22 protein-coding genes and 1 tRNA gene are annotated in these 23,938 nt (G+C 63.4%); 12 read left to right on the forward strand and 11 right to left on the reverse strand.

Translation table 11 applies throughout. From position 1 onward, the window contains the following. Window positions 1–197 precede the first annotated feature (197 nt). The 5 genes from FJ959_RS02780 to FJ959_RS02800 all read left to right on the forward strand — a co-directional run bounded on the left by FJ959_RS02780 (window position 198) and on the right by FJ959_RS02800 (window position 6,059). A complete protein-coding gene (locus FJ959_RS02780) occupies window positions 198–1,031 on the forward strand; it encodes an ABC transporter ATP-binding protein (RefSeq protein ID WP_140563894.1) in 834 nt (277 codons plus the stop codon). Beyond that, a complete protein-coding gene (locus tag FJ959_RS02785) occupies window positions 1,028–1,882 on the forward strand; it encodes an ABC transporter permease (protein WP_140492076.1) in 855 nt (284 codons plus the stop codon). Before FJ959_RS02780 ends, FJ959_RS02785 begins: the two co-directional genes overlap by 4 nt. An 89-nt stretch (window positions 1,883–1,971) precedes the next feature. Then, on the forward strand, window positions 1,972–3,144 hold the full coding sequence (locus FJ959_RS02790) for an ABC transporter substrate-binding protein (protein WP_140554766.1): 1,173 nt from the start codon (window positions 1,972–1,974) through the stop codon (window positions 3,142–3,144). Between the two features lie 172 nt (window positions 3,145–3,316). Continuing rightward, window positions 3,317–4,408: a Gfo/Idh/MocA family oxidoreductase gene (locus tag FJ959_RS02795; protein ID WP_140563893.1), complete on the forward strand. Its 1,092-nt coding sequence runs from the start codon at window positions 3,317–3,319 to the stop codon at window positions 4,406–4,408. A gap of 214 nt (window positions 4,409–4,622) precedes the next feature. Then, complete coding sequence (locus FJ959_RS02800) at window positions 4,623–6,059, forward strand: amidase (protein WP_140563892.1); 1,437 nt, start codon at window positions 4,623–4,625, stop codon at window positions 6,057–6,059. 241 nt (window positions 6,060–6,300) lie between these two features. Here FJ959_RS02800 and FJ959_RS02810 read toward each other — a convergent pair whose 3' ends face one another. Continuing rightward, the gene (locus FJ959_RS02810) at window positions 6,301–7,545 is read right to left on the reverse strand and encodes a Xaa-Pro peptidase family protein (RefSeq protein WP_140563891.1); all 1,245 of its coding nucleotides are present in this window, start codon (window positions 7,543–7,545) and stop codon (window positions 6,301–6,303) included. Window positions 7,546–7,894: 349 nt separating this feature from the next. On the opposite strand from FJ959_RS02810, the gene FJ959_RS02815 reads away from it, so the two are divergent. After that, complete coding sequence (locus FJ959_RS02815) at window positions 7,895–8,692, forward strand: SapC family protein (RefSeq protein ID WP_140628299.1); 798 nt, start codon at window positions 7,895–7,897, stop codon at window positions 8,690–8,692. A 50-nt stretch (window positions 8,693–8,742) separates the two neighbouring features. On the opposite strand, the gene FJ959_RS02820 is transcribed toward FJ959_RS02815, so the two are convergent. The 8 genes from FJ959_RS02820 to FJ959_RS02855 all read right to left on the reverse strand — a co-directional run bounded on the left by FJ959_RS02820 (window position 8,743) and on the right by FJ959_RS02855 (window position 17,042). Next, the gene (locus FJ959_RS02820) at window positions 8,743–9,306 is read right to left on the reverse strand and encodes a type 1 glutamine amidotransferase domain-containing protein (protein WP_140559191.1); all 564 of its coding nucleotides are present in this window, start codon (window positions 9,304–9,306) and stop codon (window positions 8,743–8,745) included. Between the two features lie 298 nt (window positions 9,307–9,604). After that, window positions 9,605–10,420 carry a transporter substrate-binding domain-containing protein gene (locus FJ959_RS02825; protein WP_181171868.1) on the reverse strand — a complete coding sequence of 272 codons (816 nt, stop codon included), beginning with the start codon at window positions 10,418–10,420 and terminating at the stop codon, window positions 9,605–9,607. Window positions 10,421–10,458: 38 nt separating this feature from the next. Continuing rightward, window positions 10,459–11,118, reverse strand: a complete 660-nt coding sequence (locus tag FJ959_RS02830; RefSeq protein WP_140492032.1) for an amino acid ABC transporter permease — start codon at window positions 11,116–11,118, stop codon at window positions 10,459–10,461. Further along, window positions 11,115–11,759 carry an amino acid ABC transporter permease gene (locus FJ959_RS02835; protein ID WP_140554761.1) on the reverse strand — a complete coding sequence of 215 codons (645 nt, stop codon included), beginning with the start codon at window positions 11,757–11,759 and terminating at the stop codon, window positions 11,115–11,117. Before FJ959_RS02835 ends, FJ959_RS02830 begins: the two co-directional genes overlap by 4 nt. Further along, window positions 11,756–12,517, reverse strand: coding sequence for an amino acid ABC transporter ATP-binding protein (locus FJ959_RS02840; RefSeq protein ID WP_181171867.1), 762 nt, complete (start codon window positions 12,515–12,517; stop codon window positions 11,756–11,758). Before FJ959_RS02840 ends, FJ959_RS02835 begins: the two co-directional genes overlap by 4 nt. Before the next feature lie 39 nt (window positions 12,518–12,556). Continuing rightward, entirely contained in the window at window positions 12,557–13,726 is a 1,170-nt protein-coding gene (locus FJ959_RS02845; RefSeq protein WP_140628303.1) for an FAD-binding oxidoreductase, read from the reverse strand. 62 nt (window positions 13,727–13,788) lie between these two features. Next, on the reverse strand, window positions 13,789–15,084 hold the full coding sequence (locus tag FJ959_RS02850; protein WP_246678918.1) for an aspartate aminotransferase family protein: 1,296 nt from the start codon (window positions 15,082–15,084) through the stop codon (window positions 13,789–13,791). A gap of 86 nt (window positions 15,085–15,170) precedes the next feature. Continuing rightward, window positions 15,171–17,042 (reverse strand): aldehyde dehydrogenase family protein, encoded by a 1,872-nt coding sequence (locus FJ959_RS02855; protein WP_210239495.1) that lies wholly within the window; start codon window positions 17,040–17,042, stop codon window positions 15,171–15,173. Between FJ959_RS02855 and FJ959_RS02860 the strand changes: the two genes are divergently transcribed. Then, entirely contained in the window at window positions 17,011–17,853 is an 843-nt protein-coding gene (locus FJ959_RS02860) for an IclR family transcriptional regulator (protein ID WP_140514071.1), read from the forward strand. The two genes, FJ959_RS02855 and FJ959_RS02860, sit on opposite strands and share 32 nt — an antisense overlap. A 381-nt stretch (window positions 17,854–18,234) precedes the next feature. On the opposite strand, the gene FJ959_RS02865 is transcribed toward FJ959_RS02860, so the two are convergent. Continuing rightward, window positions 18,235–18,996, reverse strand: a complete 762-nt coding sequence (locus FJ959_RS02865) for an IclR family transcriptional regulator C-terminal domain-containing protein (RefSeq protein WP_140514072.1) — start codon at window positions 18,994–18,996, stop codon at window positions 18,235–18,237. A 123-nt stretch (window positions 18,997–19,119) separates the two neighbouring features. Between FJ959_RS02865 and FJ959_RS02870 the strand changes: the two genes are divergently transcribed. The 3 genes from FJ959_RS02870 to pcaF are packed head-to-tail and all read left to right on the forward strand — an operon-like array spanning window position 19,120 to window position 21,719. Next, the gene (locus FJ959_RS02870; RefSeq protein WP_140628309.1) at window positions 19,120–19,842 is read left to right on the forward strand and encodes a 3-oxoacid CoA-transferase subunit A; all 723 of its coding nucleotides are present in this window, start codon (window positions 19,120–19,122) and stop codon (window positions 19,840–19,842) included. Beyond that, entirely contained in the window at window positions 19,839–20,510 is a 672-nt protein-coding gene (locus FJ959_RS02875; protein WP_140524514.1) for a 3-oxoacid CoA-transferase subunit B, read from the forward strand. Before FJ959_RS02870 ends, FJ959_RS02875 begins: the two co-directional genes overlap by 4 nt. Beyond that, the gene (gene pcaF / locus FJ959_RS02880) at window positions 20,511–21,719 is read left to right on the forward strand and encodes a 3-oxoadipyl-CoA thiolase (protein ID WP_140628311.1); all 1,209 of its coding nucleotides are present in this window, start codon (window positions 20,511–20,513) and stop codon (window positions 21,717–21,719) included. Window positions 21,720–21,962: 243 nt separating this feature from the next. On the opposite strand, the gene FJ959_RS02885 is transcribed toward pcaF, so the two are convergent. Then, a tRNA-Gly gene (locus FJ959_RS02885) sits at window positions 21,963–22,037 on the reverse strand. A gap of 216 nt (window positions 22,038–22,253) precedes the next feature. Here FJ959_RS02885 and FJ959_RS02890 point away from each other — a divergent pair. Both FJ959_RS02890 and trxA read left to right on the forward strand, forming a co-directional pair. Further along, on the forward strand, window positions 22,254–22,751 hold the full coding sequence (locus FJ959_RS02890; protein WP_140524511.1) for a prolyl-tRNA synthetase associated domain-containing protein: 498 nt from the start codon (window positions 22,254–22,256) through the stop codon (window positions 22,749–22,751). A 78-nt stretch (window positions 22,752–22,829) separates the two neighbouring features. Continuing rightward, the gene (trxA, locus tag FJ959_RS02895) at window positions 22,830–23,822 is read left to right on the forward strand and encodes a thioredoxin (protein ID WP_140625342.1); all 993 of its coding nucleotides are present in this window, start codon (window positions 22,830–22,832) and stop codon (window positions 23,820–23,822) included. Window positions 23,823–23,938: the final 116 nt, after the last annotated feature.

Raw genomic sequence — 23,938 nt, forward strand, 5'->3', positions numbered from 1 at the left:
GCCTTGTTGTGCCACTTTTCCCGAGTATGTAGGAAAGCAACACGCATTTCAAGATAAAGAAAAGACAGCGAAAGCAGGTATATAGAGGAATAGGCAGCTCTCAACGACGGAACGATCGCGCTCTTCGCTTGACACCAAAGTAGGATAGTTACACACTGATTTTTGGCAGTCGATTGGACGCACTCTCCGAGGGGCGGATGAACGCGGGCGAAACAACAGCGCCGAAGCTTGGTGTGCAGGCAGCGACCAAGATCTATCACACCGCATCCGGCGACCTCCTGGCGCTGGACCGCTGCAGCCTCGACGTCCACGCCAATGAAATCGTTTCGATCGTCGGCCCGTCCGGCTGCGGCAAGACCACGCTTTTGTGGTCGATGTCGGGCTTGCACAGCCTGACCGGCGGCGAGATCCGGCTCGACGGCGTCAAGATCACCGGGCCGCATCCCGACATCGGCATCGTGTTCCAGGAAGCGAACCTGCTGCCTTGGCGCAATCTCGATGCCAACATCCGCTTTCCCTTCGAGATCAAGGGCGAGAAACCAGACCGCGCATGGATCGCGCATCTGCTCCACCGCGTCGGGCTCGACGGTTTCGGCGGCAAGTTCCCGCGCGAGCTTTCGGGCGGCATGCAGCAGCGCGCCGCGATCGTGCGGGCGCTGGCGCCAAAACCCTCCGTGCTTTTGATGGACGAGCCGTTCGGCGCGCTCGACAGTTTTACCCGCGAGGAGATGAACCGTCTCGTCGAGGAGATCTGGCTCGACACCAAGACCACCATCGTCTTCATCACCCACAGCATCGAGGAAGCAATCTTTCTCTCCGACCGCGTGGTGGTGCTGAGCGCGCGGCCCGGCCGCGTCGCCAGGGAGTATCGCGTGCCGTTCGCGCGGCCGCGCTCGCTGGAGATCATGGCGACGAAAGAGGTTTTCGACCTCACCAACCGGATCAAGATGGACATCGTCGGCGAGCGCGCCAGGCCCAAGGCACCGGAACAGGAACGCGCCAGCGCCGAGATCGTGAGGATCAGGCCGTGAGCGACGCCATCCCGGAATTCTCCAAATCCAAATCGGGTGCCAAGTCCGGCGATGGGCAGGACGTCAGCCTGACCAATCTCTCGGCCTTCGCCAGCGGCCCCGGCATCAAGTCGGGCAAGGAGGTGGCGGCGATCATAGCTGTCGCCGTAATCATAATCGGCGGCATCGAATTGGCGCTGCGCCTGTTCCATGTGCCGCTCTACATCATGCCGCCGCCAAGCTCGATCGCCTACGCGCTGTTCGACGAGTTCCCGCTGATTGCGCCGCATCTCGGCTATACGCTGGTCGAGCTGGTTTCCGGCTTCGCCATCGGAGCCGTCGTCGGCCTGGTGCTGGCCGCCGTCATCACCCAGTTTCCCTTCGCCGAAAAGATCGTCGCGCCCTACATCCTGCTTCTCGTCACCACGCCGATGCTGGCGCTGGTGCCGCTTTTGATCCTTCGCTTCGGTTTCGGCTACACGCCGCGCATCATCGCGGTGGCGCTGGCCGCCGGGCCGATGGTGATGATCAACGCAGCCACCGGCTTTCGCCGCGTCGACAGCGCCAAGATCGCGCTGGCGCGCTCCTATGGCGCCAGCACCTTGCAGATATTCTGGAAGATCCGCGCGCCGATGGCGCTGCCTATGATCCTGGTCGGGCTGATGATCGGCGCCATCTTCGGCCTGCTGACCGCAGTCGGCGCGGAGATGGTCGGCGGCGGCTTCGGCCTCGGCAACCGGCTCACCACCTATTCGTCGATGATCCAGATGCCGCAATTCTTCGCCGTGGTGCTGATCCTGTCGACGCTCGGCATCCTGATCTACGTGCTGTTCTTCCTGATCGGCAAGAAATGGGCGAGCTGGGAGGCTTGAGCACGAGATCATGAACGCCCCGGAGCGGGCGAGGAGCGGGCGAAAGGCCATCGATCAACAAGAAGGTCAATCAACAAAAGGGGAATGCCATGACCGACCAGAACTCATTCCAGACGGCGACAAGAACGGGCATCAGCCGCCGCACCTTCCTGCAGGTGACGGCAGCCGGCGTCGTGACCGCCACCGCGCTCGGTGCATCGGGCTTGAAGGCCAGGGCGGCGGCCTATGAAAAATTCACCTGGATCTCGCCGCGCGGCACGCTCGAAGTGCTCGACGACTATCCTTATTGGGCAGCCAAGAAGGCAGGCTATTTCGACGGGCTCAGCACCGACATGCAGCCAGGCCCGTCGGACGGCACGGCGACGGTGAAGTTCGTCGATGTCGGCCAGGCCGATATGGGCTTTCCCTCGCCCGGCGTGTTCTCCTTCGCCATCCAGAACGGCATGAAGCTGAAGTCGGTGTTCCACATGGGCGCGCGCGACACGTTCTCCATCGCCTTCCGCAAGGGCGAGGGCACGAACGACCTGAAGAAGCTCGAAGGCAAGACCATCCTGCTCGGCTCCGCCGCCTGGCAGTCGATCACCGATCCGCTGCTCGCCGCGCAAGGCGTCGACATCAAGAAGGTCAAGTATGTCGAGGCCGGCTGGCCGACCTGGGGCACCGCGCTCGCCGGCGGCCAGGGCGACGCTGCCTTGTCGTGGGAGGGGCTGCGCGCCGAATGGATCGCCAAGGGCCTCGACTTCGAATACTGGCTCGGCGTGAAGAATTCCAAGCTGCCGGCCAACACCTTCGTCGTGCGCGCCGCCGATCTCGAAGATCCCGACAAGAAGGCGTTCCTGGAAAAATATCTGCGCGGCTGGGCGATGGGGCTGGAGTTCGGCTACCAGAACCCGCGCGCGGCGGTCGAAGCGGTGTTCGAGCAGTTCCCGACATTGGCCAAGAACCTCGGCCCCGAGCTCGGCACCACCTCGATCCTGCAGCAGATCAACGTCTTCCGCGGCGACATGGACAAGCGCGGCGGCTGGGGCTCGCACGACATGGCGAGCTGGCAAGGCTTCTTCGACGAGATCCACAAGATCGGCCAGATCACCAATCCGGTGAAGGCCGAGGACGTCTGCACCAACGAGCTGATCCCGGCCGCCAACGACTTCGACAAGGCCAAGGTCAAGGCCGATGCCGACGGCGTCAAGCTGACGGAGGGCTTTGCCGCGCTCGATGTCGAGAAGATCAAGGCGCATCTGTTCGATTCGGCGGTGAAGTAAGGGCTGCAAAAGAGGTCGTTCATTGCCCTGTCTTGGCTCCTTTCCTCTCCCTCCGGACAGGGGAGAGGAAAGGGCAGGCGGATGAGGGGCGGCGCCAACCTGAAGTGATTGTTCTGGATGCCCAGGCGCGGCAGCAGCTCGCCAGGTCCTATCAAAAAATTGGGAGGCTGAATTGGCCGACAAAATAAAAGTGCTGGTTGTGGGTCTCGGCAATATGGGCGCCTCGCATGCCAGCGCCTATCACCGCTCGGACGGCTTCGAGATCGTCGGCATCATGAGCCGCTCGATCAAGAGCAACAAGAAAATCCCCGCCGAACTTGCCGGCTATCCGCTCTACGAGGGTTTCGACCGGGCGCTTGCGGAGACCAGGCCGGACGCCGTGTCGATCAACAGCTGGCCCAACACCCATGCCGAATACGCGCTGAAGGCGATAGCGGCCAACTGCCACGTGTTCATGGAAAAGCCGCTCGCCACCAACATCGAGGATGCCGAAAAGGTCGTCGCGGCAGCGCGGGCGAAGAACCGCAAGCTGGTGCTTGGCTACATCCTGCGCGTCCACCCGTCCTGGATAAAATTCATCGAGGTCGGCAAGACGCTGGGCAAGCCGCTGGTGATGCGCCTCAACCTCAACCAGCAGAGCAGCGGCAGCGCCTGGCACTGGCACAAGAACCTGATCGATTCGCTGATCCCGATCGTTGATTGCGGCGTGCACTATGTCGACGTCATGTGCCAGCTCACGGGCGCCAGGCCGGTGCGCGTGCACGGCATCGGCGCGAAGCTCTGGGCGGAAGCCGACAAGCAGAATTACGGCCATCTCCACGTCACCTTCGATGACGGTTCGGTCGGCTGGTACGAGGCAGGCTGGGGCCCGATGATGAGCGAGACGGCCTATTTCGTGAAGGACGTGGTGGGGCCGAAGGGCGCGGTGTCGATCGTCGCCGGCCAGCAGGCGAGCAGCGCAGCGGAAGCGGCGGAGGTCTCGAACTCGGCCGACATCGACCGCCATACCAAGACCGACGCGCTGAAGATCCACTATGCGGCGGTCGACGCCGACAAGAACTTTTCGAAACCCGACGAGATCGTCAGCATGGAAGACGAGCCCGGCCACCAGGAGCTCTGCGACCGCGAGCAGGCCTTCTTCCTGCGCGCCATCCGCGAGGATCTCGATTTGACCGAGCAGATGGACGCCGCCGTCAACAGCCTGCGCATCGTGCTCGCCGCGGAACAGAGCATCGAATTGGGGCGCACCGTCGAGCTGGCGTGAGACAAGCGCGCTGCTGGGGGCAGCAGTTTCAGGTCGGTGCCCCTCACTCAGCCCTCTCCCGAGAAGAACGGGAGGCGGTCGCCAGCATCAGAGCGCTTTCCTTCTCCCCGTCATGACGGGGAGAAGGTGCCGGCAGGCGGATGAGGGGCGGCGCCAACGTCGGCCCGAAGCGATAGCTCGGGCGCGGCGCGAGGCAAAGACTGGGAGGAGAGACATGGTCACCGACAGCCTGCTGAAAACCTATGCGAACTCCGATGCGCTGGACCTTGCTGACTTGGTGCATCGGGGCGAGATTTCACCTGCGGAAATGGTCGAGGCGGCGATCACGCTGGTCGAGCAGCTCAACCCGGCGCTGAACGCGGTCATCCATCACCTCTACGACATGGCGCGTGCCCAGGCGCAGACGGTCGACAGATCAGCACCTTTCGCCGGCGTGCCATTCCTGCTCAAGGAACTGGCCTCGTCCTGGACCGGCGCGCCGAACACCAACTCTTGCCTCTACCTGAAAGATGTCGTCGCCGATTTCGACACCGAAGTCGTGCGCCGCATGAAGGCGGCCGGGCTGGTGCTGGTCGGCAAGTCGAACGCGCCCGAAAACGGCTGGTCGATCACGACGGAACCGAAGCTCTACGGCACGACGAAGAACCCGTGGAAGGAAGGCATCACGCCAGGTGGCTCGAGCGGCGGCGCGGCGGCGGCCGTCGCTTCGCGCATGGTGCCGATCGCCGAGGCCAGCGACGGCGCCGGCTCGATCCGCATTCCGGCCTCCTGCTGCGGCATCGTCGGGCTGAAGCCGTCGCGCGGCCGCGTCAGCCTGGCACCGTTCGGCGACTATTGGTATGGCGGCGCCTACTTCCTGTGCTGCTCGCGCAGCGTGCGCGACACGGCGGCCTATCTCGACGCGGTGGCCGGCGCCTTGCCGGGCGACCCCTATACGCCGCCGATCCCCGACGCCTCCTGGCTCAGCCTGTCGGCACAGGCGCCGAAGAAGCTGCGCATCGGCTTCACCGTCACCCCGCCCAACGGCACGGCCATCGATGCGGAAGTGAAGGCGGCCGTGCTGGCCACCGTGGCGGCGCTGGAGCGGCTGGGACATGATGTCGAGGAACACGACATGCCGCTCGATGCCGATGCCATGTGGGCCACCTACACCAACATGACCTGCGTACAGACGGCGGCGACCTTCGACTATCATGAAACGGTGATCGGCCGGCCGGTGACGCCTGATGATGTCGAACCGGTGACCTGGGCGATCATCGAACGCGGCCGTGCGACCAGCGGCACCAGGCACATTTCCGATGTCGAGCAGCTCAGGCAGGTCGGCCGCGACATCGTCGGCGACCTTTCGCCCTACGATCTCTTCATCACCCCGACGCTGACGCAACTGCCGCGTCCGTTCGGCTATTACGATATGTCGGAGACCGACATCGACCGCTACAACGCCAAATGGACGGATGCGGCGTTCGCCTCCCCCTTCAACATCTCAGGCCAGCCGGCCATCTCGCTGCCGCTCGGCTGGTCGAAAGACGGCGTACCGATCGGGGTGCAGCTTGTCGGCCGCTATGGCGACGAGGCAGCGGTGCTGGCCGCGTCGGCGCAGCTCGAGCGGGAAATGCCGTGGAGGGACAGGCGGCCGCCGGTGAGCGGTTAATCGCTCGCGGCAGGGCACCCATCGCCGAGTTCTGTGGCGCCCCCCTCTGTCCTGCCGGACATCTCCCCCTCAAGGGGGGAGATTGGAAGTTTCGGCGCCGGCTCATCTTGTTCTTGCAACGTTGAAAATTGGCGAAAGCGGGAGCGATAATCGATCTCCCCCCTTGAGGGGGAGATGCCCGGCAGGGCAGAGGGGGGCGCCGTAGGGCGCTGACAGTGACACCGTCACGATCCCGCCCTCGCTATCCTATCCTCTCCAACCGCCTTGGCAGCCGGTTCATCGCGGCTGGCCCATCCGGCGTGATCAGGAACTGGTCCTCCAGGTTGAAGCTGGCGAGGCCGTCGATGTAGAGCGGGATCTCGAAGGCCAGCACCATGCCGGCTTCGACCAGGACATCGCTGTCGGCCGCAATGAACGGCCATTGCTCCGAGAACACAGACTGCCCGACACCGTGGCCGAAATGCCCCCGGCGGTAGGAGCGCAGGCCTTGCCGCGCCAGGCTGTCGGTGGCGACGCGGTGCACATGGCCGATCGAATTTCCCGGCACGAGTGCCGCCAACCCGTCCTCGAAAGCGCGCTCGGCGATCGCGTGCAGTTCGACCTGGTCGGCGGAAGCGGGACCGAAAGTGAAGTTGCGCGACATGTCGGACGCATACCCGCCGACCGTGCAGACCATGTCGCATTTCAGCGGATCGCCGGGCATTGCCTTGGCATCGGCACCCTTGGCCCGGGCGCCGAGCGTCACATATTCCGCCGTCGCGACCGGATGGGAGAGGCCCGCCGCCGCCGCGGCCACGCCTTGCCGGTAGAGCGCGACGAGATCGGCCTGGCGCATGCCTGCCATCGCATCGACCTGCAGCCGCTCCAGCCCTGCTTCAGACAGGATAATGCCTTGCTGCAAGAGCTCGATCTCGCGTTGCGACTTGATCGCCCGCAGCCGATCCAGCACCGGCGAGCCGTCGATCATCCGGCACTGCGGCAGCAGCGCCTGCATGGCGGAAAAATCGGCGGCTGGAACAAAGCCGAGATCGATGCCCAGCGTTGCGCGCTCCAGTCCGAATTCGGCAAGCAAGGCTTGCAGCTGGCGCACCGAGCCGGCGAGATCGAAGGTGGCGGGGCGCGCGAAATCCGGCGCGCGGGCAAGCGAGACAAGGCCGGCCTCGATGCGCTCCGCCAGAAGAAGGCCGCGGGTTTCCGTCTCGACCGGCGCGGATTCGATCCAGATCGGGTGCGAACGCACCACCGCTTCGGGCGCTGCGATCCGCAGCTGCGCCGCGTTGAAATCCGCGACGACGACGCCGATCGGCAGGTCCTGCCCAGCCGGGATGACAACGAAGCCGGCGCCGGCACGCCGGAACAGCCCCGCCGGTCCGATCGACACGCCGGTCGCATAGTGGAAGGCCTCGGGCGCTGAGAGCACCAGCGCCTGCAGGCCGGCGCGCTGCATCAGCTGCGCGGCGTGTTCGCGGTCGACAAAGCCCGTCATGGTTCCCTCCGGATGGCTGAAGCGACATCGGCTCCTCGTATCCTTGCAATCCCGGACGGAAGACTCCCACGGCTTCCCGGAATTTTGCCATGTGATGCCACTGTCGCCGCTTCGCGGCAGGCTGTCCATAGGCCGGCATGGTTGCGGGCGTCCCGCAAGGCGATTAGGGCGCAAACGCCAAAATACAGCAGCGCGTGTCCTTTTATGCGCGCCGGCGACGCTGTAGTACTTTGTCCCTGCGCAGGATTGCTTCGAAGCAAGGCCGGCGCGACAAGAACAGACCCCGCTTTGGGAATTCAATGCTGGACGGGCCGGCCTGGTTGGCCGGCGCGAGGAGGAAAACGGACACATGGCTGACAGCGGTGCGAAGACGGAAACGGCGGGCGAGGCCTTGCCGCTGTTCTATTCCAGGCCCGAGGCGCTCAATCCGGCGCGGCACGGTTCACTCGGCCTGACGGCGCGCAGCGATTTCTCCTTCGCCCGCTCGGCGCATGCCATCCCGGTGGTGGCCTCGGAAATGCCGGCGGCGATGCGCTCCTACCCGATCGTTTTCATCGGCACCGCCAAGGCGCCCGTCATCATCACCGGCCTGCGCCAGGACGAGAACCTGTTCGTCGACACCGACGGCAACTGGGCCGGGCCGCACTACATCCCCGCCTATGTCCGCCGCTATCCCTTCATTCTCGCCGACGATCCCAAGCAGCCCGGCCGGCTGACGCTGTGCGTCGACCGGGCGAGCGAGCGCGTCATCGACCAGCTGCTGGCGCCGTTCCGCGACGACAAGGTGCTGCCGTTCTTCAGCGGTAACGAAGCGACCGAGGCGACGAAGCAGGCGCTCGCCTTCTGCAACCAGTTCCAGATCGACTTCAGGGCGACCCGCGAGATGGTCGACAAGATCGACGCGCATGCCCTGTTCGCGCCGCGCCAGAGCAAGGTGACGCTGGAAGGAGGCGAGGTGCTGAACCTCACCGATTTCCAGGTGATAGACGAGGCCGCCTTCAACAGATTGAGCGACGAGGCCTTCCTCGACCTGAGAAAGTCAGGCGCGCTCAGCCTGCTCTACTGCCACCTTGCCTCGACCAACAGCTGGACGTCGCTGATGCATCAGGCGTCGCTGCGCAAGGCGGAGGGGGCGAAGAGCGCCTGAACAACCATGCCGAGATCCTTCGCGGCGCGGCTGGTGAACAAGGTTCGGCGCTAAGCCGCGGCCCGCCTGTCGTGCCGCCCTTCCCTGATCTCTTCCGTGAGCTTGTCGCAGAAGGCGTCGAGATCGCCGGGATTGCGACTGGTGACCAGCCCCTGGTCGGTGACGACCTCGCTGTCTTGCCACAGGCCGCCGGCATTGATCACGTCGGTCTTGATCGACTTGTAGGATGTGACGCGGCGGGCTTTGATGATCCCGGTCTCGACCAGAAGCCAGGGCGCATGGCAGATCGCGCCGACGACCTTGTTGGCCGTCCAGAACGAACTGATGAAATCCAGCGCCTTGCGCTCGACCCGCAACAGGTCGGGATTGATGACGCCGCCGGGCAGAACGATCGCATCGTAGGCATCGGCGCGGGCCTCGTCCAAGGTCTTGTCGACCGGAACTTCGCGCCCCCAATCCTTGTGGTCCCAGCCCTTGATCTTGCCGCTTTCGAGCGACACGATTTCGACCTCGGCGCCGGCCTGGCGCAGCTTGTTCAGCGGCACCTCAAGCTCGGACTGTTCAAAACCATTCGTCGCAAGGATGGCGACGCGCTTGCCGGAAATATCCTGCATCGTTTTTCTCCATGATTGGATTGGATGCAGGGCTAACGAGCCTGAACCGGTACCGTTCCTCGCTGTAACCTTATGTGACCGGAGGGATCTGTGGTACGCTGTACTGCACTACGGGTCTCCTTTCCTCATCAGCTCTCCTTAGTGAAGGACTGTTACCCTTTTCGTGTCTCAGACTCGGGGTGCACTACGGAATTCTGCTCGCGGATCGCAGCCGCGCAGCAAACGTACAGGCCGCCCCCCGCATCCGGTTTTCTTCCTAGAAGCGGGGGCAGGCAGGGCGGCCCTTCATACCAGCGGCTTACTCGATGACGCGGGCTTCACCGACATCTGCGGCCGACGGATCCAGCCCGTAAGCCTTGAGCGCTTCGGCGATAGCGCCGTTCTTGCGGTAGACATCGAGCGAAGCGTCGACCGCCTTAACGAAGCCCTCATTGCTCTTGTCCAGCAGGAAGGCGGTCTGCGACGGGTTCATGGTCGCATCGATGCGCGGATCCGGCTTCAGGACATGCACCTTGTAGTTCTGCGCTTCGTTCTGAATGACAGCGGAGCCGAAGCCGTCGAGCGCCGCCTCAATACGACCGGCATGAAGGTCCTGAGCGAGGTTCAGCGACGACGGATAGGTCTTGGAGCCTTCGTAGAGCTTCTCCATGTCCTGGACCCACAGATATCCTTCCACGGTGCCGACCTTCTTGCCCAGCAGACCGTCGACGGTATCAATGCCGTTGGTCGAGGTGACGGACAGTTGGTCGAGATAGACCGGCGTGGACAGAGCGACGACCTTCGCGCGGGCGGCGGTACGATAGAAGCCGCCAAGCGCGATGTCCGCGCGCCGCGACTGAACTGCGGAAACCGCGCCTGGATATGTGAAGATCTCATAAGCGATCTCCAGGCAGTTCTCCTTGGCAAAACGCTTCACGAGATCGCCGTCGATACCCGCGATGCCGCCGTCTTTTTCGAGCGAATACGGAGCGGTGTTGGTGAGCGCGACGGTGAGTTTGCCCGCCGACACGGTTTCGAAAGCATGCTGCGGCTTGCAATCCTGTGCGGACGCGACGCTGGCACCCAAGGCCGTGGCAATGGCTGCGGCCGAGATGATCTTACTCCAATTTTTCACTTTGCTCTCCTCTGACATTGATGGTTTTTGATTGCAGGTCAGCCGAGATGGCTGCCCAGCCTACGTTCGGTGTACGAGACCAGCCACCCGAACGGGACGGTGATGGCGAGGTAGAACAGGCCCGCCAGGATCAGGACATCGAGGTAGAGGTAGGTGGCCGCACCCACGCGATAGGCGCGCGCCAGAAGTTCGGGGATGGCGATCGTGTATGTAAGGGCCGTCGCCTGGAAGATGAGAATGGCAAAGCCCATCAGCGCGGGTATTGCGAACAGGATTCCCTGGGGGACCACCACGAAGCGCAGGATGTCCCGGCGGGTCATGCCGAGCGCCAGGCCCGCCTCGATCTCACAATGCGGAACCGCGTTCAGACCGGCCCGAAGGATCTCGCTGGTGTAGGCGCCTGTCGTTAGCGCCAACGCAATCACGCCAGAGGTGAAGGCACTTACGGTCATCCCCGAAGCAGGCAATCCATAGTAGACCATCTGCAGGACGACGAGTGCAGGCGCGCCGCGCCCGATCTCGACCAGTACCACCGCGAAATAGCGGACGAGCCTGTTTCCAGAGGAGGAGGCAAGCGCAAGAACGAGACCGATAGGCAATCCGAACAGCAGCGCCAGGCCCGCCAACTGGAGACTGACAAGAACTCCTTGGAAAAGCTGGGGGGACCAGTCCAGCCAGTTGGCCAGCATCTCGCTCATTTCGCTTGCCCTCTTGAGCGCAGCCGCTCGTCCATGGCGCGTGCCAACACGACAACGGGTATCGACAGCGCGATGTAGAGAAGCGCAGCGAAAATGAACGGCATGAAGCTGCCGCCTCCGCCTTGGGCCTGCTGCGATGCGTACATCATCACGTCGCGGACACCGATCGTGGAGGCCACGGTCGTGTCTTTGAGCAGGCTGACAAGAAAGGTCGCCATGGGCGGAACCGAGACGCGCAGGACCTGCGGCGCCAGGATGTAGCGCAGCGTATCCAGGCGCGTCATACCGAGCGCCGTGGACGCCTCCCGCTGGCCCTTCGAGAGGGCCAGGAAGCCACCCCTGTAGATTTCAGCGAGATAGGCCGTTGATACCAGCCCCATACCCAGGATGGCAGCCTGATAGGAACTGAGAACGATCACTCCGCTGCCCAATCCGAAGAAGATAATGAACAGCCAGACGATCGGCGGGATTCCCCGGACAACGTCGATGTATATGCGCGCCGGCACGCTTAGAAGGAGCCACCGGGACCGTCGCATCAGCACCAGCGGCACGGCTGCGATGGCCCCGACTGCGAAAGCGCCGAAGGTCACCAGCAGCGTGGCCGGAACGCCTCTGAGCAGTGAAACCAGCAGGTCGATCATCTGCGATCGACCACGGCACGGAAGAACTGCCGCGTGCGCGGCGACGACGGGTTGCGGATCACGGCATCAGGCGGACCCTGCTCGATGATCTCGCCATTGGCCATGACGATCACGCGGTCGGCGACGTCTGCGGCAAAGGCGATCTCGTGCGTGACGATGATCATTGTCATGCCTTCCTGGGCGAGCTCGCGCATCACGGCCAACACTTCAAGCCCGAGTTCGGGATCCAGGGCGCTCGTGGGTTCGTCGAAGAGCATCACCTTGGGGTCAAGAGCCAGGGCGCGCGCGATCGCGATACGCTGCTGCTGGCCACCCGACAGGCGCGCCGGGTAGGAGTGCGCCTTGTCCGTAAGGTGTACGCGTTCGAGCAATTGGGCGGTGCGCGCGTCCGCCTGCTCCTTGGTGCGCCCCAGAACCCGCATCTGCGGCAGCGAAATGTTGCGCTGCACGGTCATGTGCGGAAACAGGTTGAAGGACTGGAAAACCATCCCGGTGGAACGTCGGAGCCTCAACAGCTCTCCGGCGGACAGATTGCGGTCGACCGAAAACCGGATGGCGCCCACTTCGAGGGTACCGGATGACGGCTGTTCGAGCATGTTGATCGCACGCAGCAGCGTGCTCTTCCCTGCGCCGCTGGGTCCGACGATCGCCACGACCTCGCCGCGCGTAATGTCGAGCGAGACGTTTTTCACGGCGTGATGGCCGCCATAGATCACGTTGATGTTCTTGATGCGGACGATGTTTTCTGCCTCGGGCATGGCTTCTTTGTCCTTGCGCTAACGCCGGTGTCCTACTGGTCAAGCCGCCGCAGTATGTACGGCGGGGACGTTTCTTTCCGGAGTTGGAGCGAGACTCTCGGTGCCTGGGATCGATGCGGGAGAGCCCTTGAGCACCCAGTCCGCGACGATCAGGCCTATCACCGGCGCGAGCTGTATCCCGTAGCCGCCCGCACCGGCCGCAGTGATCAGACCGGGCTCGGACTGATCGACTGGTCCGACATGGGGACGGTGGTCGGCGGTGACAGGGTAGAGACCTGCCCAGCCCCGGCCGAGCCGGGCGCCCGGCAGATCAGGCACGCGCTCGATCAGCATCTCGGCCAGCATGACCTTGGACCCTTCCTCGCACTGCTCGTTGTAATTGTCCGGATCCTCGGGCGAGGGCGAGCTTACCTTGTGTATCTCGGCGATGAGCTCGCTCGCTTTCTCGTGCCGAAAGTTGAGTCCGGTGCCCTGCCCGTTCACCAGATCCATGACCATCGGCATTGTGTAGGGAAGCGGCGCGTCCAGGTGGATTGTCAGCGCCTCGTGGCGCTCGGGGTGGATGTGAAGCGTCTGTCCAAGCATCCCGGCAACGCGTGGCGCCCAGGCGCCTGCCGCGTTCACGACGAAGTCGCAGCCGATCGGACCCTTGCTGGTGTCCAACCGATAGCCACCGGATGTCCGCGCGACACCAAGCAGCTTGCGGAACTGGAAAACCTCGGAGCCGAGCTTCTTCACCTCTTGCGCCAGCAACGTGCACATTTCGTGGGGGTCGAGGAAGCCGTCGTCCGGCCCGAAGATGCCGCCTTCGAGCCCATCTGAACTCAAGTGCGGCACGAGCTGCTGGAGCTCGTTCGCCTGGTAAACCCTGGACCTGAAGCCGGCATTGCGCTGGATCTCCACCGAGCGGGCGAACAGTTCCATCTGCTCGGAGGTGCGCGCCAGACGCAGATAGCCGATAGGGCTGAAGCCGAGACCGAGGCGCTCCTGCCACCGGCGGATGCGCTGCACGGATTGCATGCGCAGCTGGATCTCGAACGGATCCGTCAGCTGTGTACCAACGACCCCGACCGAGCGGCCGCTGGATCCTGACGCAATGGATTGTGCGTCGATGACGGTGACGCGAGCGCCCTGTTCCGCGAGCGCGTGCGCAGAGCACATGCCGAGTGTGCCCGCACCGATGACGACGACGTGAGGAGAAGCTGTCATGTGACTTCCATCTGTTGCTGCGTCGTCCCGTGCCGGATGGATCCGGCGCCGGACGCGCTACGTCATTGCTTTGCGATTGCTGCGAGGGCGCCGTCGATTGCGGAAAGGATCTCGCGTGCGTCTTCCTCGGTCATCGAGGTGGAAAGCGCGAAGAGTCCGTAACTCGCCGAAAGCACGCCGCGGTCGAGCAGACCCTTGTGGAACAGGTCGAGCTTCGCGCGTTCGGACGCACCCGGATAGACCGACCGATAGTCCGTGATCGGCAACGCAGTGAAATGGACTTTGAAGAGCGAGCCGAGACCGACGCACTGCCCGTTGAGGCCATGGCGGGCAAGCGAGGCCGTGATGCCGTCGCGAAGCAGGCTGCCGATAGCGTCCAGATGCGCGAAGCTGGCCGGGGTCAACGCGCGCATCGCCGCCAGACCGGCTCGCATCGTCACCGGGTTCGCGGTGAAGGTGCCGCCATGCGGCAATGCAGGCTTGCCTCGCGTTGGATCGAACACCGCCATCACGTCGGCGCGGCCGCCGACGGCACCGACCGGGAACCCTCCGCCGATGATCTTGCCGAGAGCCGTCAGATCGGGCGTGATGCTCCACAGGCCCTGCGCCCCCGAATAGCCAAGGCGGAGCGAGATCACCTCGTCGAAGATCACCAGCGAGCCGGCGGCATGAGCGATCTCGACCATCGCGTCGAGATAGTCCTTCCGCGCGGGAATAAGTCCGGCGCGGTTCGGCATCGGGTCGATCAGAACACCCGCAATCGTGTCGCCATGCGCGTCGAAGACGGCACGCAGCGCCTCCGTATCGTTGAACGGCACCGCGATGACGTCGTCGAGAACTCCCTTCGGCGTGCCTTTCGCGTATGCCGTCGAGGCAGGCATGTCGCCCCAGTTGGCGGGCGAGCTGTCCAGGCTGACTTCCGCGAAGTCGTAGGAGCCATGGTAGGCACCTTCGATCTTGACGATCTTCGGCCGTTCGGTGAACGCCCGAGCCGCCTTGATCGCCATCATGACGCCTTCCGTGCCGGAGTTGGCGAAGCGAACCTGCTCGACCGACGGGAGGCGCTCCACCAACAGTTCAGCAAGATCAAGTTCGCTCTCGGTGGGCGCTCCGAAAGCCGATCCCCGGGGCATCTGGTCCACCACCGCCGCCGTGACGGCGGGATGGCCGTAGCCATGGATCATGGCCGTGAAATTGTTGATGCAGTCGTAGTAGACGTTTCCATCGACGTCCCAGACGCGGCAGCCCTCGCCGCGCTGGGCATAGATCGGAAACGGGTCGATGAAGACCGTTGTCCGGGTGTTCCCTCCCGGCATGACCTTGCGGGCCCGTTCGAACATCTCGCGGGATTTCGACATTGAATCTGGATAGTGGCGCATAATCTTGTAAACCGATGAAGGAGACAGCCTTGGATGGCCGCGGCGAAGAGCGCGACCTCTTTCGATCACCTGGTCATGATCGTGTGGCTCTGCTCGCGCAGGTACTGTGGCAGGAACCACGAGCCGAGACCGCCCTTGCCGCTGACCCCGGTGCCCTTCCAGCCGCAGAATGGCTGCGCGCCTGGCCATGCACCCGTCGTCGCGCCGCTCGCACGGTTGGCGTAGAGAACCCCTGCTTCGGCGGTGTCGAGGAAGTGACGCAACTCTTCCTGGTCGTTGGTAAAGATGCCGGCGGATAGTCCGTAGGCGATGTCGTTGCCCTCTTCGATCGCGGCATCGAGACTATCGAAACCGCGGACGACCACGAAAGGCATGAAGAGTTCGTCGCGGGTCAGCCGGCCCGGACCATCAAGTTCGACGACCGTCGGCAGGACGTAGTTGTCCGCAAAGCCCTGGCCCAGGGCGGCGCCCCCAAAATGCACCTTGCCTTTGCCCTCGACTTCCGACAGTGCGGCCTGGAAAAGGGCGACTGTGGCGTCGCCATAGACAGGGCCCATAAAGGTCTCGGCCTTGCGAGGATCTCCGACCACCAGCTTTGCGGCGAATGCTACCAGCTTCTCGATGAATTCCGCCTTGACCTTCTCGTCGACATACACGACCGAGCATGCGGAGCACTTCTGGCCTTGCAGGCCGAAAGCGGAGCGCGCCACTCCCTGCGCCGCACGGTCGAGATCGGCCTTGCTGGTCACGTAGGCAGGGTTCTTGCCACCCATTTCGGCGATGACGGGCTTCATGTGGGGCAGCGTTGCCATGTGACGGAAGATGCTCATGCCGGTCTTATGGGAGCCCGTGAATGCAACGCCGTCGATGCCGTTGTCGGTGGCAAGAAGGCGCCCCACCTCTCCATCGCCAAGCACGATGTTGAAAACACCTTCGGGCAATCCCGCCTTGCGAAGCGTTTCGGCAATCAGCAGTCCGGTCAGCGCGCAACCCGGCGACGGCTTGTAGACCACCGCATTGCCTGTCAACAGCGCACCCGAGACCATGCCGATCGACAAGGCGAGCGGAAAGTTGAAAGGAGCGATGACCGCGAAGACGCCATAGGGCTTCATGACGCTCGTAGCGGTCTCGTTTTCGACCAACATGTTCATCGGCCGGACGAACCCGTTGTTCGCCTTCATCTCCGATGCGTAGTACTCGACCATGTCGAGGCATTCCTCGGCTTCGCCGACTGCCTCGAGGCGGGACTTTCCGATCTCGTATAGCGCCGCCAAACCAAGGTCATACTTCCGCTCCGCCAGCGCCTCTCGCCAGCGGGCGCCGAATGCAAGGCGATCGTCCAGCGTCGAACGGTTCCAGGCCTTCGCGCCGGCTCGGGCAGCCTGGATCGCCGACTTGACGTCTGACGGGGTTGAAGCCGGGAACTTGCCGAGAGAGATCTTCTTGTCGATCGGGCTCAGGATCTCTTTCCGAGCGCCAGTCGCAAACGGCGTCGACCACTCGCGACCCAGTGTGTTCTTCTCGAAATCCGGGATCATTGCGTCGAGGTGAGCGTGAACCGGGGAAAAATCCACTCCGATGTTCGAGTAGGTCACACGCGGGAGTTCAGCCATTTCAAGTTCCTCCGAAAATCGGTATTTAGTCCGATAATCAGGATTTGGCTTGCGAGTCAATCGAGGGGACCATAAAATGGGGATAATACCGAATTTCGGAATTTGCGAGGACATTTCCGGATTCGGGTTACTAACGGAGCCCGACCGATCGAGGGCGTGCGGCCGTTCGGCTATTCTACGGAGCCCCGGGCTCAAGGCGCGGCGGAATAACAAGGGACTGACCTTGCCCCTCATGTCTGTTTTGAACGATAACCTTCTTGCAGTTGCAATTGTCAGATCGGCGTAGGTGCCCTTGAATACGAAGTCGAAGAAGCCGAGCGCCAAGGACAGCCCCCTCGAGCGCTACATCTCGATCATGGAGACGGTCGCGCCGTTCGAGCATGGCCTGACGGCGATCGAACTCGAAACGACGCTTGGATTGCCCAAAACCACGATCAACAGGCTGCTGCATGCCTTGATCGAAAGCGGGATGATCACCGCCGAGAGCGTTCGCAATCGGACATACCGTCTCGGCGATCGCCTGCTGCAGCTGCTACAGATGTCTCCGGATAGCGGCTGGCTGACGACGCTCGCGCAGCGACCGCTTCAGGATTTGGCCGACCGCACCGGCCAGTCGGCGTTCCTGTCGAAGTTCGACGGTACCGAAGTGCGCTCGGTCACCTGCGTCGCGCCCGACACTCCGGTCCGGACCTATGTCATGCCGGGCATGGCCATGCCTGTAAATGCGACCGCTTCGGCCAAGGCGATCCTTGCGTTTCATCCGCAGGAGACCGTGAAGAGGATCCTGGCGACGGAGCTGCGCAGCTATACCGATCGGACGAAAACGAAGATCGCGGAGTTGACCAGGGAATTGGCCGAGGTTCGGGAGCAGGGTTACGCCATGGACCTGGCCGAGCATGTTCCGGGCCTGGGCTCGATCGCATTTCCGATAAGGCCGACGAGCGGTGAGGTTATATACGCGGTGGGACTTACGGGACCCTATGGTCAGATCATAGAGCAAAACTTCAAACAGCATTGCGCGGCGCTCGCAGAGGCCGCCCGGCGCATGGCGAAGCTGGCGCAGATGCAGGCCTACAACGGATCGGCTATGGCCGCGAAAAATGCCGCAGCGGATCAGCGACAGGGCGGTGCGTGAGAGGCCAGTCACTTGCGCGAAGAAACGTCGCGCTTTGAACCGAGAATGTAGTTTCGCGATCTCCGTCTCGACGGCCGCGAATGTCCGGCTCCACCCTCCGAAAACCACTCGATGGAAATCCTCGGGGTTGAAGGCCTCGCCCATTGCGTTCAGGGTTTGCTGCCCGGGTCGAATATCGCCTCACGCCCAAGGCTGCAGGCGCTGGAGACCGCCTTCTCGCGGATGTTCCGGACGAGGATGTGTTCGGCGTGATCCGCCACCTCGATCTTCCATGAGCTCGCCCGCCGCGGCTACGATGAAGCGGGCGTCGACAAGATCATGGGTGGAACATGCTCTCCTACTTCGAGCGACTTGGACGCTAATTCCCTCCATGGCAGCGCCCTAACGCAGCACTGCCCGCAGCTCAGCTTGAAGTGCACGCAACGGCTCCAGGTAGAGCGCAACGAGATTGCTGACACCCACATGTGTCGCGGCAACGCCGACGTTCACGGCTGCGATCACCGTCCCGCGCACGGTCATCAACGGCACGGCGATCGAGCGCAATCCGAGCTCGACCTCCTGATCGATCAACGCGAACCCTTGCGTCCGCACCCGCCCTAACTCCGCAAGGATGGTGTCGGGGTCGGTCAAGGTATGAGCAGTCCGCGCCGGCAGGGCATGGGAAGATAGAAGATGTGCAGCGCGTTCCGGAGGCATGGCTGCCAGGAGCACGCGCCCCATGGAAGTGCAGTATGCCGGAAGCCGCGAGCCGGGCATCAGCGCGATCGACATCACCTTTCGCTGCGCCGCGCGCGCGACATAGACGACGTCGGTGCCGTCCAGAATCGAGACGGACGAGCTTTCGCCGAGCCGCTCCGAAAGGCCATCCAGCAAAGGCTGCACCAGATGCGGCAGCGGCATGGTTGCCAGACAGGCTGTCCCGAGCCTCAACACGCGCGGCGTGAGCGTGAAGAACTTTCCGTCGTAGTCTGCGTAGCCGAGATGGGAAAGCGTAAGGAGACAGCGTCTGGCTGTCGCCCTGTCGAGACCGGATGCAGTCGCGACGTCCGTGATCGACTGCCGTGGCCGTTCCACCGTGAACGTCTCTATGACAGACAATCCCTTGGCCAAGCCACCCATCGTGTCCCGTTCGGAAATGGGCATCCATTCACCTTGTGCGATATGTCAACAAACGAATGATATCGCACAAGCCGGCTTGCCGAAAGATCTCATCTGCCGATACGTGTGGCGGCGAAATCGATCTTGGTGCCGGGAAAGGCTGGTTACGTGGACAAGACAATCGCGAGCCTCGCGGAAGCAGTGGCAATCGTCGAAGACGGCATGACCGTCATGATCGGCGGCTTCGGCGGCGCAGGTGCTCCGATAGAGCTGATCCACGCACTGATTGACCGTTTTCGCGCTACCGGCGCCCCGAAAAACCTTACGATCGTCAACAACAATGCAGGGAACGGTCGCATCGGCATCGCCGCCATGATCGACAATGGCATGGTTGCCAAGATGATCTGCTCGTTCCCGCGCTCGTCCGATCCGCGGGCATTCACCGAGCGGTACCTTGCCGGGAAAATCGCGCTCGAACTGGTTCCACAGGGGACCTTGGCCGAACGAATCCGCGCCGGTGGCGCGGGTATTCCGGCTTTCTACACGCCGACGAGCTACGGGACCGATCTCGCGGCCGGCAAGCCTGTGGCCGAGTTCGATGGGCGCCACTACGTGCAGGAACGTTGGCTGAAGGCGGATGTGGCCCTCATCAAGGCGGAACTTGCCGACCCTCATGGTAACCTCACCTACAGGAAGGCGGCACGCAACTTCTCGCCGCTGATGGCGATGGCCGCACGCACGACCGTCGTTCAGGCGCGCCGGATCGTCCAGCCCGGTGCGATTGATCCTGAGCTGGTCGTGACGCCCGGGATCTTCGTGGACCAGGTGATCGAGGTCTCGAACCCGATGCAGGAAGAGACGCTTATCCGCCAAGGGGTCGCATACGCATGACAGTCAAGCTGACCAACGCGCAGATTGCATGGCGCGCCGCGCAGGACATTGAGGACGGCGCTTATGTGAACCTCGGCATAGGCTTTCCCGAGATGGTGGCGAGCTTTCAGCCGCCTGGGCGCCGGGCGATCTTCCACACCGAAAACGGCATCCTCAATTTTGGCGAAGCCCCGGCGGCAGGCGACGAGGACTGGGATCTGATCAATGCGGGCAAGAAGGCGGTCACGCTCAATCCGGGCGCTTCGTTCTTCCACCATGCCGACAGCTTCGCGATGGTGCGTGGCGAACATCTCGACGTTGCCATTCTCGGCGCCTACGAGGTGGCCGAGACCGGTGACCTTGCGAACTGGAGCACAGGACCCAAGGGCATACCAGCGGTCGGTGGTGCCATGGATCTGGTGCACGGAGCAAAACGCGTGGCCGTCATCACCGATCACGTCACCAAGGACGGTCGTCCGAAACTGGTGAAAGCCTGCAGCCTTCCCCTGACCGGCGTGCGCTGCGTGACGAGGGTCTACACGAGCCTTGCGGTCATAGACATCATCGATTGTCGTTTCGTGCTGCGCGAGAAGCTGCTTGCGATGAGCTTCGATGAATTGAAGGCGCTGACCGGCGCAGAGCTTAAGGTCGATGGCGAAATCAAATCCTTGACGGCACCGGAGCTCTGAATGACCGAGGCCTTCATCTGCGACTACATCCGCACCCCGATCGGCAGGGTTGGCGGTTCGCTGTCCTCGGTCCGGACCGACGATCTCGGCGCGGTGCCGCTGCGAGCGCTGCGGCACCGCAATCCAGGCCTGGACTGGTTCGCAGTGGATGAGGTCATCTTTGGCTGCGCCAACCAGGCAGGCGAGGACAACCGCAATGTCGCGCGCATGTCATCGCTGTTGGCGGGACTGCCGATCGAAGTCCCCGGCAGCACGGTCAACCGCCTGTGCGGTTCTGGAATGGACGCCGTGGGCATCGCTGCACGGGCCATCAAGGCCGGCGAAGCCGACCTGATCATCGCCGGTGGCGTCGAATCCATGAGCCGCGCGCCGTTCGTGCTTCCGAAGGCGGGCGAAGCGTTTTCGCGCAATGCCGAGATTTACGACACCACGATCGGTTGGCGCTTCGTCAATCCATTGATGAAGAAGCAGTATGGCGTCGATTCGATGCCGGAGACGGGCGAAAACATTGCGGAAGCCTTCAAGGTCAGCCGCGCCGATCAGGATAGCTTCGCCGCACGCAGCCAGGCCAGGACCGCCGCCGCTCAGGAAAATGGCCGGCTGACGCTGGAGATCACTCCGGTGACCGTACCCCAGCGCAAAGGCGATGCTATCGTGGTCGATCGCGACGAACATCCACGCACCGGAACGACAACCGAGTCGCTCGCCAAGCTTCCAGCGCCGTTCAAAAAGGAAGGTGGCACCGTCACAGCGGGCAACGCTTCTGGCGTGAACGACGGAGCGGCAGCGCTGATCATCGCGTCCGAAGCCTCCGTCAAGGCATTCGGGCTCACACCGATCGCCCGGATTCTGGGCGTCGCGACGGCCGGGGTTGCCCCACGGATCATGGGGATCGGCCCGGCTCCGGCGACACGCAAGCTTTGCGCGCGCCTCGGCATCGCGCCTTCGGACTTCGATATCATCGAGCTGAATGAAGCATTTGCCTCCCAAAGCATCGCCGTGCTCCGCGAACTCGGGATCCCCGAGGACGCGGAGCATGTGAACCCGAACGGCGGAGCGATCGCGCTCGGGCACCCGCTTGGGATGTCGGGCATTCGCATCACCGGCACTGCCGCGCTCGAGTTGCGGTCCCGAAAAGCACGACTGGCCCTGGCCACGATGTGCATCGGTGTCGGACAGGGTATCGCGATCGCTCTGGGCAGTGCGTAGCGGAGATGGTGCGACAGTCCGAGTCAGGCGGATTGCATCGATCCGCAGCAAAGCAGCCACGGGTATGGATCGGTTGACGTTTGTCAGCTTGTCGATTCGCTAACAGACCAGAGCTATGGCGAGCCGACAAAGATCGTGCCCTGGCTCGCCAAGTCATGGGAGATATCAATGACCTACGCGCAAAAAAGAAGCGCCGCACTAGGCGGCGCTTTCTTTTAATTGCTTAATTCCCCAAGAGGAAACTGGAGCGGGTGAAGCGATTCGAACGCTCGACCCCAACCTTGGCAAGGTTGTGCTCTACCCCTGAGCTACACCCGCTCGCGCGGCTTTGGGCCGCAAGCCGGGCCTATATGGCTGAAGAGCGCGGCGATTGCAACAGGGAAATCGCAGGCTTTTTTCAATGCGCCGGACGAGGCCGGCGGGCCGCCGGCGGGAGGCGGAAGGATTCGGCGCCGCGTCGCGCGGCGGTCTTGTCTCGACCATGTCATTGGCCGTAAACGGCATGGCTGGAAACCAGCCGAAGACGAGAACCCCATGCCCAGGACCGAAGCCGAGCTCTTTGCCTTTCTTGCCGAACTCGGCATCGCCGTTTCGACGAAACGCCATCCGCCGCTCTATACGGTCGCCGATTCGCAGGCGCTGCGCGGCGAAATCGCCGGCGGCCACACCAAGAACCTGTTCCTGAAGGACAAGAAGGACGCCTTCTTCCTGGTCACGGTCGGCGAGGATGCTGTCGTCGACCTGAAGCAGATCCATCATGTGATCGGCGCCGCCGGCCGCGTTTCCTTCGGCAAGCCGGAGATGCTGATGGAGCTTCTGGGCGTCGCCCCGGGCGCAGTCACGGTGTTTGGCCTGATCAACGACACGCAGCACAGGGTCAGGGTCGTGCTCGACGAGGCGCTGATGCGGCATGCGGTGATCAACGCGCATCCGCTGACCAATGAGGCGACGACGTCGATCGCATCGGGCGACCTCGTCAGATTCGTCGAGGCAACCGGGCACGATGCTGCTATCTTGAAAGTCTCGGCATGATCGCCACATGGATGGCGAAACCGGTTTCCAACCAAGGACAGTGCGCCGATCCGCTGGCGCCACCGAAAGGGCGACGACATGAGTGACAACAATCCGTTTGGCGGCTCCTTTGGCAACAGCGGCGGCCAGTATGCCACGACGGTGCAGTATGGCGGCGGCGCGGAACCGCAGAAACCTGCGGCCGGCGCCGCCCCCGCCGGCGACGTCATCAAGGATACGACCACCGCGGCCTTTGCCGCCGATGTCATCCAGGAATCGCGCCGCCAGCCGGTGCTGGTGGATTTCTGGGCGCCGTGGTGCGGGCCGTGCAAGCAGCTGACGCCGCAACTGGAAAAGGCGGTCCGCGCCGCCGGCGGCAAGGTCAAGCTGGTCAAGATGAACATCGACGACCATCCCTCGATCGCCGGCCAGCTCGGCATCCAGTCCATTCCCGCGGTCATCGCCTTCAAGGACGGCCAGCCGGTCGATGGCTTCATGGGCGCCATCCCCGAGAGCCAGATCACCCAGTTCATCGACAAGGTCGGCGGCAAGGGCAATGGTGCGGCTGATGTAACCGAGGCGCTGACGGCGGCGGCCGAGGCGCGCGCTGCCGGCGACGTGCAGACGGCGGCCGACATCTATGACGCCGTGCTCGAGCAGGCGCCGGAGACGATCGAGGCGATAGCGGGGCTAGGCGAATTGCTGTTCGAGGCCGGTGATACCGAAGGCGCCGAGGCGATGCTGGCGCGGGCGCCGCAGGCCAAGGCCGATGCGCCGCCGCTGGCCGCGCTGCGCGCCAGGATGACCTTGGCCGCGCAAGCGTCCGAACTCGGCAACCCGGCGGAGTTCGAGCGCCGGCTGGCTGAGAATCCCGGCGACCATCAGGCCCGCTTCGATCTGGCCATGGTCCAGAACGCCAGGGGCGAGCGCGATGCGGCCGCCGACAATCTCCTGGCCATCATCAAGGCTGACCGCGGCTGGAACGAGGACGGCGCCAAGGCGCAATTGCTGCGCTTCTTCGAGGCCTGGGGCATGACCGACGAGGCGACGCTTGCCGCGCGGCGCAAATTGTCGTCGCTGCTGTTTTCCTGAGCCGGCGCGGCCGAATGGTCGCGCGGGGCTTGCACCCGGCGCCGGCCGCGCCAGATAGGACGAATCCGGCCCGCCTTTCCCTCGGGAAGCCAACAACCCCGGGCAGCGACAGGCGG

This window comes from Mesorhizobium sp. B2-2-4, from assembly GCF_006442375.1.
Classification (GTDB): Bacteria; Pseudomonadota; Alphaproteobacteria; order Rhizobiales; family Rhizobiaceae; genus Mesorhizobium.

Excerpts from the sequence above, each read along its gene's own strand:
- FJ959_RS02830 (WP_140492032.1), bottom strand. The coding sequence starts at position 11,118 with ATGAGCGAGATGCTGGCCAACTGGCTGGACTGGTCCCCCCAGCTTTTC.
- FJ959_RS02810 (WP_140563891.1), bottom strand. The coding sequence starts at position 7,545 with ATGACGGGCTTTGTCGACCGCGAACACGCCGCGCAGCTGATGCAGCGC.
- FJ959_RS02890 (WP_140524511.1), top strand. The coding sequence starts at position 22,254 with ATGCCCAGGACCGAAGCCGAGCTCTTTGCCTTTCTTGCCGAACTCGGC.
- FJ959_RS02790 (WP_140554766.1), top strand. The coding sequence starts at position 1,972 with ATGACCGACCAGAACTCATTCCAGACGGCGACAAGAACGGGCATCAGC.
- FJ959_RS02780 (WP_140563894.1), top strand. The coding sequence starts at position 198 with ATGAACGCGGGCGAAACAACAGCGCCGAAGCTTGGTGTGCAGGCAGCG.
- FJ959_RS02840 (WP_181171867.1), bottom strand. The coding sequence starts at position 12,517 with ATGCCCGAGGCAGAAAACATCGTCCGCATCAAGAACATCAACGTGATC.
- FJ959_RS02815 (WP_140628299.1), top strand. The coding sequence starts at position 7,895 with ATGGCTGACAGCGGTGCGAAGACGGAAACGGCGGGCGAGGCCTTGCCG.
- FJ959_RS02835 (WP_140554761.1), bottom strand. The coding sequence starts at position 11,759 with ATGATCGACCTGCTGGTTTCACTGCTCAGAGGCGTTCCGGCCACGCTG.
- FJ959_RS02800 (WP_140563892.1), top strand. The coding sequence starts at position 4,623 with ATGGTCACCGACAGCCTGCTGAAAACCTATGCGAACTCCGATGCGCTG.
- pcaF (WP_140628311.1), top strand. The coding sequence starts at position 20,511 with ATGACCGAGGCCTTCATCTGCGACTACATCCGCACCCCGATCGGCAGG.
- trxA (WP_140625342.1), top strand. The coding sequence starts at position 22,830 with ATGAGTGACAACAATCCGTTTGGCGGCTCCTTTGGCAACAGCGGCGGC.
- FJ959_RS02850 (WP_246678918.1), bottom strand. The coding sequence starts at position 15,084 with ATGTCGAAATCCCGCGAGATGTTCGAACGGGCCCGCAAGGTCATGCCG.
- FJ959_RS02865 (WP_140514072.1), bottom strand. The coding sequence starts at position 18,996 with ATGCCCATTTCCGAACGGGACACGATGGGTGGCTTGGCCAAGGGATTG.
- FJ959_RS02845 (WP_140628303.1), bottom strand. The coding sequence starts at position 13,726 with ATGACAGCTTCTCCTCACGTCGTCGTCATCGGTGCGGGCACACTCGGC.
- FJ959_RS02875 (WP_140524514.1), top strand. The coding sequence starts at position 19,839 with ATGACAGTCAAGCTGACCAACGCGCAGATTGCATGGCGCGCCGCGCAG.
- FJ959_RS02820 (WP_140559191.1), bottom strand. The coding sequence starts at position 9,306 with ATGCAGGATATTTCCGGCAAGCGCGTCGCCATCCTTGCGACGAATGGT.